11 protein-coding genes and 1 pseudogene are annotated in these 11175 nt (G+C 69.9%); 2 read left to right on the plus strand and 10 right to left on the minus strand.

Annotated features, from left to right (window positions below; translation table 11 throughout):
* Positions 1-107: 107 nt before the first annotated feature.
* From ACWD1Z_RS35505 to ACWD1Z_RS35525, 5 genes are all read right to left on the minus strand, one after another.
* Positions 108-788 carry a DUF3618 domain-containing protein gene (locus tag ACWD1Z_RS35505; RefSeq protein ID WP_451124739.1) on the minus strand — a complete coding sequence of 227 codons (681 nt, stop codon included), beginning with the start codon at positions 786-788 and terminating at the stop codon, positions 108-110.
* Complete coding sequence (locus ACWD1Z_RS35510) at positions 764-1171, minus strand: phage holin family protein (RefSeq protein WP_451124741.1); 408 nt, start codon at positions 1169-1171, stop codon at positions 764-766. Before ACWD1Z_RS35510 ends, ACWD1Z_RS35505 begins: the two co-directional genes overlap by 25 nt.
* A 1-nt stretch (position 1172) precedes the next feature.
* Positions 1173-1850, minus strand: coding sequence for a hypothetical protein (locus tag ACWD1Z_RS35515; RefSeq protein ID WP_451124743.1), 678 nt, complete (start codon positions 1848-1850; stop codon positions 1173-1175).
* An 842-nt stretch (positions 1851-2692) separates the two neighbouring features.
* A complete protein-coding gene (locus ACWD1Z_RS35520) occupies positions 2693-2971 on the minus strand; it encodes a GlsB/YeaQ/YmgE family stress response membrane protein (protein WP_310431078.1) in 279 nt (92 codons plus the stop codon).
* Between the two features lie 251 nt (positions 2972-3222).
* A complete protein-coding gene (locus ACWD1Z_RS35525) occupies positions 3223-4725 on the minus strand; it encodes a hypothetical protein (RefSeq protein WP_451124745.1) in 1503 nt (500 codons plus the stop codon).
* Between the two features lie 148 nt (positions 4726-4873).
* Between ACWD1Z_RS35525 and ACWD1Z_RS35530 the strand changes: the two genes are divergently transcribed.
* Together ACWD1Z_RS35530 and ACWD1Z_RS35535 are read left to right on the plus strand one after the other, a co-directional pair.
* Complete coding sequence (locus tag ACWD1Z_RS35530) at positions 4874-5209, plus strand: ArsR/SmtB family transcription factor (protein ID WP_451124747.1); 336 nt, start codon at positions 4874-4876, stop codon at positions 5207-5209.
* On the plus strand, positions 5209-5919 hold the full coding sequence (locus tag ACWD1Z_RS35535) for a cation transporter (RefSeq protein WP_451124749.1): 711 nt from the start codon (positions 5209-5211) through the stop codon (positions 5917-5919). The genes ACWD1Z_RS35530 and ACWD1Z_RS35535 overlap by 1 nt, the downstream gene beginning before the upstream one ends.
* 293 nt (positions 5920-6212) lie before the next feature.
* Here the strand turns inward: ACWD1Z_RS35535 and ACWD1Z_RS35540 are convergent.
* From ACWD1Z_RS35540 to ACWD1Z_RS35560, 5 genes and pseudogenes are all read right to left on the minus strand, one after another.
* Positions 6213-6445, minus strand: a pseudogene (locus ACWD1Z_RS35540) (helix-turn-helix domain-containing protein); the annotation flags it as partial.
* Positions 6446-6517: 72 nt separating this feature from the next.
* Positions 6518-7366 (minus strand): alpha/beta hydrolase, encoded by an 849-nt coding sequence (locus tag ACWD1Z_RS35545; protein WP_451124751.1) that lies wholly within the window; start codon positions 7364-7366, stop codon positions 6518-6520.
* A 212-nt stretch (positions 7367-7578) separates the two neighbouring features.
* Positions 7579-8544 (minus strand): YihY/virulence factor BrkB family protein, encoded by a 966-nt coding sequence (locus ACWD1Z_RS35550; protein WP_451124753.1) that lies wholly within the window; start codon positions 8542-8544, stop codon positions 7579-7581.
* A gap of 171 nt (positions 8545-8715) precedes the next feature.
* Positions 8716-9192 (minus strand): (2Fe-2S)-binding protein, encoded by a 477-nt coding sequence (locus tag ACWD1Z_RS35555; RefSeq protein ID WP_451124755.1) that lies wholly within the window; start codon positions 9190-9192, stop codon positions 8716-8718.
* 16 nt (positions 9193-9208) lie between these two features.
* Positions 9209-11175 (minus strand): molybdopterin cofactor-binding domain-containing protein (locus tag ACWD1Z_RS35560; protein WP_451124757.1); only part of this gene is annotated, 1967 nt, incomplete at its 5' end.

An 11175-nucleotide genomic window follows, 5' to 3' on the forward strand; every position in this document is an offset into this window, starting at 1 on the left:
GGGGCTGGTATGGTGGTGATGTGGGGGGGGGGGGGGGTGGGCCCGCCCATACCGCGGGGTGCGGTTCCACCCCTGGTGCACCGCTGGGGTCCAACGGCACTGACGGTTCACATGGCGCCGGGGGGCTGCTGCCGGGCCTCGTCGGCTACCTGCTGGCCGGACTGGCGGGCCTGCTCTGTGACCTGCCCGGCCTGGTCGCTAGCCTCTTCCTTGGTGGTACGAGCCGCTTCCGCAGCGCTGTCCTTGACCTCCTGTGCGGCCTGCTTGGCCGTCTCGGTGGCGTCCTCCTTCACGCGCTGCGCGGACTCCATCGCCGCCTGCTTCACGGGCTCGATCGCTTCACCGGCCTTCTCGGAGAGCTGGGAGGCCGCTTGCTCCTCGGCCTGCGAGGTGGGCAGCAGCGAGGCGGCCAGCAGCCCGGCGCCGAAGGCGATCAGTCCGGCCGCCAGCGGATTGCCCTGCGTCTGCCTCACCGCCTGCTCCGGCGCGCTGCTGACCGCCTCGCCGACCTGGCCGGCCGTCTGCCGCATCGTGTCCGCGGCCTGGCCGACGCCGTCCTGGACGGACGCTGCGGCCTGCTGAGTACGGCCCTTGGCGCTCTCCGTACCCGTGAAAGCGGTGCCCATGACGCGCTCGCGCACGCCCGAGACCGCGCCGCGGACTCGATCGGTGCGGCGGCGCACGATCCGCCCCGGACTGGTGCGGTCGGCCAGCCGGTCGGCCTTCTTCGACAGGCGCTCGCGGGTCGCCTCGATCTCGGTTCTCACTTGGTCGGGTGACGTGCCCATTGCGCGTCCTCCTTCAGCGTCTCCACGGTCTGTTCCGGCTTCGGGGACACCTCCCGCATCTTGGAGCGGCCCATCACGAACAGAATCGCCGCGATAGCCGCCCACACCGCGGTGACGATCAGAGCCGCCCACCCGGTGTCCATCACATTGGCCAGGGCGAACATCGCCGCGAGCGAGGCGAACAGCGCGACCATGTAGCCGCCGAACCCCGCTCCGCCGTACATTCCGGCGGCCTTGCCCGCCTTGCCGGCCTCCTCGCGGATCTCGGCCTTGGCCAGCTCCACCTCCTGCCGGAGGAGCGTCTGGACGTCGGATGCCATCCCCGACAGCAGCTCTCCGACCGAGGAGTCCTGCCCGCGCGGCTCCGGTGCCATCGATGACATCTCACACCTCCGGGTAGGGCCGAGGCTCCGGCTGTACGGCACCCTGCGGGTAAGGCCCCGGTTCCGGCTGTACGGCACCCTGCGGGTAGAACTGCGGATCCGGCCGTACGGTCCCCTCGGGCACCCGTGGCGACCGATCACGCCAGTCCGGAACCCGATCCTGCTGCGACCCTTGTCCGGACTGCGCCTTGCTGCCGGCCTTGGCCATCCGGCCGACCGCGAGCCCGGCCAGCGCCGCCGACGCCAAGAACGCCCCCGGTCGCCGCCGCGCGAACCCCTTCAGGTCTTCGGTCATGCCCTGCACACCGTGGTCGTCGAGGTAGTCCGCCGCCCGATGGCCGCCATCGGCCACCTGGGACACCAGGCTCCGGGCGGGGGAGTCGTCGGACGCGTTGCCTGCCAGCTCCGCCAGATCATCTGCCCACTGGCGCACCGTCCCGGCCGCGCGCCGCGTCTGCCCCTCCACTTCCTCGGTCACCCGGCCTCGAATGTCACCCACGGCGCTTCCGGCATGCCGGCGCGCCTCCCCGGCTACAGTCTTGGCCTGGTCAAGCGCGGTGCCGGCCACCTCTCCGGCGGCTTTGCCCGCCTGGCCGGCTGTGGCCGATGCCTGCTCCTTCGCGGTCTGTCCGGCCGCTTGTACACGCCCGGCCCTGCTGTCGGTGGAGTCAGTACTCATGGCCCTTACCTTCCCCGGGCGTGGACAGTCTCCAGGCTTCGATGAAAGACCGGGCCGGAGAATCGTTGCCCCACTTGGCCGTCGTTTCTCGGCTCGGTGCGGGGCCTTACCACGCTCGTGTGCTTATGTACCGATTGGCGCATTTTGCGAGTATCCGAGGCACGGCATGCGAAACGACATAAACGTGCATGACTGGGTGAGAGCTCAACTCAGGAGCCGTGCGCGGCCATTCAGCACCGGCCCACGTCGGGGCGAGGGCCGGACACGGGCCAGGGACGTGGGACTTCGGGCAGGCGGTGAAGGCCGCCATAGCCCCGAGGATGAGTGCGTAAGCGCCTGTGACCTGGCCCGTCGCAATTGCTGTAGGGTCCGGGCGGGCCAGGAGCAGGACCCCGGTGATGACCGAGCGGATCGGGGAAGCAGTGATGCCGGGAGCGGCACCGCTTCGTGACGCGATTGCCCGGCCGACCAAAGTTCGGTGATGCCGGTGGTCACAGCCCACGCTCCAACGAGGATCCTCATGCGGGCGCGGCGATGTCCGGCAGGCCGTCGACGAGTGCGAAGAGTCCGAACGGTAACGCCAGTGCCGTCAGAGTCCCCGTGGGCACTGGCCGGCTTGGCCGGCAGTACGCCTTCGAGCGGGGCATGTGGTGATGCTGGCCATCGCTGAGAGGTACGTGCTCCGCAGCAGCCCGCGGTGGTAGACGCGGTGTGCTCTCGGCGGCGGCATCCGGCGAGCGGATCACCGGGTGGGCCCGGCCCCGCACACGCTGACGGCTCCCGTCCTGTGAGCAGGGAGGGGAGCCGTTCAGTGTGGGTGGTGGCGTTATGCCTTCAGTGGGTTATGCGTGGCGGTGCGAGCGTCGGTTGCCGGTGACGAGGCGGTAGAGGGCGAGCAGGATGAAGGAGCCGACGATCGCGGCGATCCAGGTGGAGAGGTCGAAGAACCCGTCGATGGAATCGACGCCGAAGATGACCTTGCCGAGCCAGCCGCCGAGCAGGCCACCGGCGATGCCGATGAGCATGGTGATGATGATGCCGCCCGGGTCCTTGCCCGGCATCAGAGCCTTGGCGATGGCGCCGGCGAGCAGGCCGATCAGGATCCACGCGATGATGCCCATGGTGTCCTCCGCTTCGTCGTATAAAGAATGTGTCAGCTCCTCGTGTGCACCGATCGCGCCCGCGCAAACGTCTTCTCTGCACTCGCCTGTGCCAGGTCCTGATCCGAGACGAGCGGGCACGGGACAAAAGGACCGCCAGGAATGCGAGCAGGTGGGCGCCGACCTTCCGGGTCGGTCAGGCACATCAGGTCGACTCCCTCGGCCTGATCCACGTGGCCAGCGGGCCTCGATCGGCATCCCGTGAGGGGTCCTCAGCGTCGGGCTGATGCTGGTGGCGCGGTGGTGTGGTGGAGGCTCTCGTCGAGGAGCGTGTGCATGCGCGGGACCGGAAGCGAGGAATTCGCTGCGGCGCCTTGTGCGGTGCGGGGGTCGGTGAGGAGGGTTTCCAGGATCCGCGGGGTCAGGGTGGGGTTGGTGGCGGCTGCCTGGCGTACGGCAGGGTCGGGGTCTTGCAGCGGGGGGTCGGGCAGGGCAGGGTCCGCTGCGGCCAGGGCGCGTACCTGAGGGTCGGCGTGGTCGATGAGGTGAGCGAGGCCGGAACGGGGGAACGCGGGCAGGGTCAGCAGGTGGGGACGGTGGGCGGGGCGGGTGACGAAGACGTCCACGAGGAGGTGCGACGGGGCCGGCGGGTGGTGGCAGGCCAGCCGGATCCGTACCTCCTCGTCACCGTCCAGCGCCAGTGCCGCGACCAGCAGTGCGGGCAGGCCGGGCCAGCTCGCCGCTACCCGGCGCAGCACCGGTTCCTCGGACGCCGCGCAGGTGGCGTACCAGGCGGGCATCGGCTCCGCGACCGGCTTGGTGATCGGGCAGGTGCAGTCGGGACCGTGCCCAGGCACCCATCCGACCACCTCGAACTCGGCCCAGGTACGGATGAACGGCTGCAGGCGCGCCCGCATCCGCACGTCCTCGTCCGGATCTTGCCTCAGCTCGGCCGCCGTCTTGGGTGCCAGGTCGGGCCTGGCGGCGATCAGCCTGCGGATCTCCGTATCGGGGTGGCGGGCGAGCCGGGACAGGGCGTCGGCCGGGGTATGGCGGTTGCGGGCCAGCGGGTGCACGTCGTCGTCGGCGAAGCAGTGCTCGAGGACCGCGGGTGACAGGGCGCAGGTGCCCAGCACGAACCACCTGTTGCGTGCTGCCAGGGACGGCAGGGCCGCCTCCACCGCCTCGGGGTCCAGCCAGCGGCTGCCCTTCTGGGCGGCTTCCCGCACGGCGGGATCGGGGTCGTCGAGCAGGGCTGTGCGCTGCGCCGAGGTGAGCGACTGCCACTGGTGGGCGGCGTACAGACGGAGTGCGGGGTGGTCGTGATGGGCCATGTCGCGCGGGAAGGACGCGGGGACCTGCCGGGAGGACCACAGCTCCCCGGCGATCTCCTGTGCGGTGACCCTGCCGTCCTCGCCTCCGTCCTTCGCGGTCAGGAAGGTGACGAGGATGATGGCCGGCAGGGGCCGGACCCACCGGGGCTGGTGCCGGGTGCCGCCGGCGAGCTGGGCGCGGACGAGGCCTGACGGGGCCGATGCCAGGGGAGCGAGCCGTGCGGGGTCGATGTGCAGGTTGCGGGCGAGGGCGCGGCGGATCCGCCTGGCCGGGTGGCGCAGGGCCGTCTCGATGACGGCGTCGGGCAGGTCGCGGCCCTCGCACATCAGCAAGGCGGCATCACCGGCCGCTTCGTCCAGGAGACGTATCAGCACCTCTGCGGGCGCCGCCGGGTTGAAGGCGATGCCGCGCAGCCACAGTTCACGCAGGGAGTCGGACACCACGGCATCCTGCCACCCCGCCTCCAGCCGCCCCAGCGGGCCGCCTCACCGGCGCTGACCGGCCGCAGGACCACCGGTCGCTGCCCGTCCACGCAGCTCTCCAGAGTTCAGGCTTTCCTGAATTCAGGATTCTCTGTACTGTCATGGCGTGCTGACCATCGCTCCCGACATCGAGGTGCTCGCGCGCTTCGGCCGTGCTCTCGCCGATCCCATCCGGTGCCAGCTGCTGCTGGCCCTGCGCGATGCCCCCGCGTATCCGTCCGACCTCGCCGACAAGATCGGCGTCTCCCGGACCCGGCTGTCGAACCACCTCGCCTGCCTGCGCGACTGCGGACTCGTCGTCGCCGTCCCCGACGGCCGTCGCACCCGCTACGAGCTCGCCGACCCCCGGCTCGGACACGCCTTGAACGATCTGCGCACCGCGGTCGTCGCCGTCGACACCGACAAGACCTGCGCGGACGCCGAGACGAAGGACTGCTGCTGATGACCGCGATATCCCTCGGGGCGTCCCCGGCCCGCCGTGATGCGCTGACGAAGCGAATACGGCTACTGGTCACCGCGACGATCACCTACAACGTGATCGAGGCGATCGTCGCCATCACGGCCGGCACCCTCGCCTCGTCCACGGCACTGGTCGGCTTCGGACTCGACTCCGTTGTCGAGGTCTCCTCCGCAGCAGCGGTCGCCTGGCAGTTCTCCGCGACCGACCACGCCGTCCGTGAAGAGCGCGAGAAGCGGACCTTGCGGATCATCGCTGTCTCCTTCTTCGCCCTGGCCGTCTACGTCACCATCGACGCCATCCGAGCCCTGACCGGCACAGGCGAAGCCGAGCACTCCACACCCGGCATCGTGATCGCCGCCCTGTCCCTGGTGGTCATGCCGTTCCTGTCCGCCGCCCAGCGCAAGGCCGGACGCGAACTCGGCTCCGCGACCGCCGTCGCCGACTCCAAGCAGACCCTGCTCTGCACCTACCTCTCCGCCGTCCTCCTGGTCGGACTGGTCGTCAACAGCCTCCTGGGCTGGTCCTGGGCCGACCCGATCGCCGCCCTGGTCATCGCTGCCGTCGCCGTCAAGGAAGGCCGCGACGCCTGGCGCGGAGACTCCTGCTGCGGCCCTGCCCTCACCGCCGCCCCGACGACGGTCGCCGACATCGACGCCTGCGGCTGCAAGTCCGGCTGCACCTGCTGCACCTGACGCTCGGAAGCCGACACCGGCACAGTCAACGTCCCCCTCACGCGGCGAGTCTGCGGCACGCGCTCGACGACGGAAGAAGTCAGCTCTGTCAATGTCAGGCAGGCATGAGCGTATTCCAATCTCAGGCCCATGTGATGTGAAGCGCGAGGACGGCCTGTACGAGGCCGGTGATGCGGGTGGTGCTGTCCCGCAGTTTGCGCACGAGATGCCAGCTCTTCAGGTGGCCATGGCCTGTTCGCCGACGGCTCGGATGCGCGCGTGGGGCGAGGATCACGAACGCCCTCGGCTGCCGCGCGTTTGAGGGCCTGTTGAAGCGCTGGAATCAGCGCGGCCAGGAGGTCCACGGCCTCGCGGATATAGCGGTAGACCGTGGCCACAGGTAGACCGTGGCCACACCTATGCCGAAGGAGGCCGCGAGCCGGGTGTAGGTGTCACCGCAGCGCAGGTGGGCCAGGACGAGCAGGGCCTGCCGACTCGGGGGCAGGCGCCGCCAGCGGGTGCCGACCTGTCGGCGGCGCTCGGCGAGCTGCCCCGCTCAGGAGGCAGGGTGCAGCCAGCCTCACCGCAGCCGGCGCCAGATTGCATGAGGCAGGATCGATCAATCATCGTTGGGCCGCCACAGCCAGCGCAGAGCGTCCGGCAGCAGGACACCGCCGTGGTTGGGGCTATGTCCGCCGTCTCCCAGGACAAGGCGGAAGTCGTAGCCCGCTTCAGCGAGAGCGGCTGCCACGCGCAGGTTTTCGGCGAGCCAGTTCCACTGTGGCTCATTCCAGTGCAGGTCGCGGTGGCCGCCTTGCATGAAGATGCGCAGCGGCTTGCGAGGGACGCGGGAGATGAGGTCTGGGTAGGGGTTGCCGTCCGGCATCTGCGCGAAGCTGGACAGGTATCCGATGACGCGGCGGAACTTGTCCGGACGCAGCCACGCGGCGGTAAAGGCACAGTTGCCGCCGCTGCTCCCGCCGCAGATGCCCCACCTTTCGGGCGACTGGGCGATGGTATAGCGCTCCTCGACCTGCGGGATGATCTCGGTGAGGAGGAAGGTGACGTACCGGTCGTCGAAGGCGTCGTACTCATTGTTGCGGTTCTTCGGGTTCTCCGCGTTGGGCAAGACGCCAGGATCGACGAACACGCCGATGGTGACGGGGATGTCGCCGCGGTGAATGAGGTTGTCCAGGACGATCGCGCCGCGTACCTCCCCTGCGGGGTCCAGATACCACCATCCGTCCTGGAACACCATCAGGGATGCCGGTTCCGCTAGGTCGTACTGTGCAGGCACATGTATCCAGAACTTCCGGAAGGTTCCCGGGTAGACCTCGCTGCCCCTCCACTCGAACGCGACCGTCTCACCAGCAGGCACGCCCGGCTGTAGAGCGGAATCGGGTCCGTGGACGTAGCGCACGTCCGACTGGTCGATCGGCAGTGGCTGGTAGGGCATCTCGATGGTCACGGGGAGACACCGTAGGACGATCACCACCCTTGACCGCAAGGCATTTTCGCCCAGACGCTCCACCTCGCAGCTTCAGTGCGAGGTGGGAAAAGGCTCAATGACATGCGATGGATCTGTCCCGCAAGACAAGGAGATCCCGCCGTACGCATGGTCCGGCGGGCCAGGAAGCAGGCTGAGGTGCCCGCGCGCGGTGCTGTCACAGAATCCGCCGCTCAGTCGCCTGGCCCCGGATCGGGGTGGGCCGGTGCCTTGATGCCGGCGCGGGCTGCCTCCAGCTGGGCGGCGAACGCGATGCCGTAGAACAGGGCTACGGCGGTGAGGTTGGCCCACAGCAGGAGGGCGACGAACGCGGTCAGCGGCCCGTACAGCGCGCCGAAGGCACCGCTGCCTTCCACGTACAGGGCGAGCAGCCAGGTCGCCGCCACCCACAGCATCAGGTGCAGTGCGGAGCCGAAGGCCAGCCAGGTGTAGCCGGGCTGGACCCGGCGCGGTGCCCATCGGAAGATCACTGCCGAGGCGATCCATGCCAGGGCCAGCCCCACCGGCACCTGGAGGGCGCTTCGCCAGCCGGGCGAGCCGAGGGACCATCCGGAGGACGTCTCCACCGCGTCACCGACCGCCTCACCGGCCACCATGACGACGAATCCCACGATCATCGGCATGCCCGCGGCGAGGGCCAGGGCGAGGGAGCGGGCGTACTTGTAGGGGAGCGGGCGGTCGCGCTCGATGCCGTAGATGCGGTTGGCGCCCCGTTCGATCTGCCCCATCGCCGAGGTCAGGTTCAGCAGTGCGAAACCCAGGCCGAGCCAGAGCGCGAGGGTGCTCCACACATCGCCGTCGGCGCTGGTGCGGGTCGTGTCGAAGGCGTCCTCGACCATCTCGCCGCTGGCTCCGGGCACGATGTGGGCCAGGGTCAGTTCCACGGTGCGTCCCACGGACTCGGTGTGCACCGAGGTGGCCAGACCCACCAGCGCCACGGTGAACGGCACCAGGCCGAGCACCACCTGGAAGGCGAGTGCCCGCGCGTTGGTGAAGCCGTCGGCGTAGCGGAACCGGGTGAAGGAGTCCACCATCAACCGCAGCCCGCCGTAGTGCCGCAACGCGGTGAACGCCTCGTCCCCGGACAGCTCCTCGCCCAGCATGTCCCTGGTCTGCGGAACGTGTACGGCGGTGCCCACGATGCCGGTCCTCCTCCTCGTCGCGGTCTGCCGTCCGACTGCCCCCGCTGGGCCCGCGCACGCGTCGTCGGCCGGTGCGGGATCCGGTGCCCGCTGATGCAGGGCTCCATGTGACGGCCTTCGCGTATCAGGCGGGGTCGCCCGCACCGCTGACGTCCGGTGGAGGGGTGGTCACCTGTTCCGGGTCGCGGCCTTGATGGCCTCGCGGATGCGGACGTAGGTACCGCAGCGGCAGATGTTCCGGATGCCGTCGAGGTCGGCCTCGGTTATCGTGCGGCCTTCCTCCGCCACCCGGCGGACCAGGGCGACCGCGGCCATGATCTGTCCGGGCTGGCAGTAGCCGCACTGGGCGACGTCCTGGTCGAGCCATGCTTGCTGCATGGGGTGCAGGTCCGCCCCGACGGTGGCCGGGAGGCCCTCGATGGTGGTGATCTCGTCGTCCGGGCGGAGGTCGCCGACGGGTACGGCGCAAGGGTTGACTGCCCGGCCGTTGAGGTGGCTGGTGCACGCCTTGCAGACGTTGATGCCGCAGCCGTACTTCGGTCCCGTGACGCCCAGGACGTCGCGCAGGACCCACAGGAGACGTTCGTCGGCGGCCACGTCCACGGTGACCTGCTCGCCGTTGAGGCGGAAGGTGTGCTCGGGCAAGGGGGCTCCTGGCGGTTCAGCGGACGTGGTCCAGGCCGTCGGTGGGCGACGCGGGCACGGGCGGGACAGTCGGTTTCGGTGTGAAGGACAGCGTGCCGTGGTTGATGGGGAAGCGGGTCGGCATGGTGCCGGTGGCCCGTCCGTAGGCGCAGGCGACGGCGGCCATCGACGCGGCCACGCCCAGCTCTCCCGCCCCGCCGGGCTCCCCGGTGGTGGGCGGCATGACGATGATCTCCAGCTCGGGCGGGGTGTTCCACTGCCGGGTGTAGAAGTAGTTGTCCCAGCTGGCTTCGAGGAAGTAGCCGTCACGCAGGTGCAGGCTGGAGGTCAGGGTCAGGGCGATGCCGTCCATGAGGCAGCCCATCATCTGTGCTTCGAGTCCGCGGGGGTTGACGGCGAGACCGACGTCCACCGCGATGACGGCCTTGGTCACGCGGGGGCCGGCGACCCCGTCGCGGATGACCCGGTTCACCGTCTCGGGACGGCAGTCGATCTCCACCAGGACCGCGCTGACGGAGTGGTATTCGGAGTGGAAGGCGATCCCCTGCGCCGTACCGGCCGGCATCCGCCGCCCCCACTGTCCCGCTTCGGCGGCCTTCTCCAGCACCGCCTTGGCGCGGTCGTCCCGGAGGAAGTCCTGCCGGAACCGGTAGGGGTCCTTGCCCATCTTCCCGGCGAGCCGGTCCACGAGCAGTTCCCGCGCGCAGGTGACGTCGGGGGAGTAGACGTTGCGCATGCTCCCGGTGTTGAAGCTCCTGTCGGTCTCGCTCAATAGCCTGCTGTTGACGCCGAAGTTGTAGGGCATGGACTGGGAGAGCTGGAAGAACGTCTCGGAGAAGCCGATGTCGCCCACCGGCAGCCTGGCCGCCAGGGCGGTGAAGATCTCGCCCAGTCCGTGGCTGAGGTCGGTGGCCACGCTGGTGTGCCGCTGCCGGTAGCCGAGGACGGTGTCGCCGAGGTAGTCGATGCGTACGCGGGAGGTGGCCATGGGGTGCGTGCGGCCCTGGCGCGAGTCGTCGGCGCGGTGCCACATGAGCCGGACCGGTTTGCCGATCTTCCGGGAAATCTCGACGGCTTCCAGCGCGGCGTCGAAGAAGAGTTTGCGCCCGAAGGATCCGCCGCCCTCGGTGACATGCACGGTGACGGCACTGAGCGGCAGCCCGAGCTTGGCGGCGATCGCCTGCTTCGCGACGATGGGCGCTTTGAGGCTCGACCAGACCTCGGCGCGGTCGGGACGCACGTCGGCGATGGCGCAGTTGGGCTCCAGCGCGCTGTTGCTGCGGAAGTGGAAGGTGAACGAGGCTTCCACACTCGGGGTGAGCGGCGGCAGACCGAGGGGAAGTTCGGCCCGCTTCAGCTCCTTGAGCACGGACTCGTCGGACTTGCCCTGCGCGCTGCCGGGCTGCCAGGAGACACGCAGGGCGCGTACGGCGTCGATGCAGCGGCCGAAGGTCCGCGCGCGCACCGCCACCCCGGTGGAGATCACGGCGACATCGGTGACGCCCGGCATGGCGCGGACCTCGGCGGCGTTGGCCACCGAGGCGACCTTGCCGTTGATGGTGGGCGGGCGGCACACCATGGTCGGCAGGGCGTCCGGGACGGCCAGGTCCAGGGTGAACGTCTTGCGACCGGTGACGGCGGCGAGGGCGTCGACGCGGTTGTGGGGACGGCCGATGACGGTGAAGCGGTCGTCCGGGGTGAGTTCTACGGCCACCTGCCGCGTGTGGAGGCCCGCCGCCTTCTCGGACAGTGCCCCGATGCCGATGCTCCGGCCCGATGGAGCCGTGACGGTTTCGTCCCGCATCGTCAGGGCGGTGACGTCCGCGTCGAGTTCACCGGCCGCCGCCAGCAGTAGCCGCTCCCGCGCGACGGCCGCCGCGACCCGGACCGGGGTGTAGGTGGAGACGGTCGTGTTGGATGCGCCTGTGAGCTGGTTGAACAGCAGTTCCGGGCGCGCGTCGGCGAGCGTGACCCGTACCCGCT

The sequence above is a fragment of the Streptomyces sp. NPDC002784 genome, assembly GCF_053592135.1.

Coding starts and splice junctions, on each gene's coding strand:
- ACWD1Z_RS35505 (WP_451124739.1), bottom strand. CDS start 788: ATGGGCACGTCACCCGACCAAGTGAGAACCGAGATCGAGGCGACCCGC.
- ACWD1Z_RS35510 (WP_451124741.1), bottom strand. CDS start 1,171: ATGTCATCGATGGCACCGGAGCCGCGCGGGCAGGACTCCTCGGTCGGA.
- ACWD1Z_RS35515 (WP_451124743.1), bottom strand. CDS start 1,850: ATGAGTACTGACTCCACCGACAGCAGGGCCGGGCGTGTACAAGCGGCC.
- ACWD1Z_RS35520 (WP_310431078.1), bottom strand. CDS start 2,971: ATGGGCATCATCGCGTGGATCCTGATCGGCCTGCTCGCCGGCGCCATC.
- ACWD1Z_RS35535 (WP_451124749.1), top strand. CDS start 5,209: ATGACCGCGATATCCCTCGGGGCGTCCCCGGCCCGCCGTGATGCGCTG.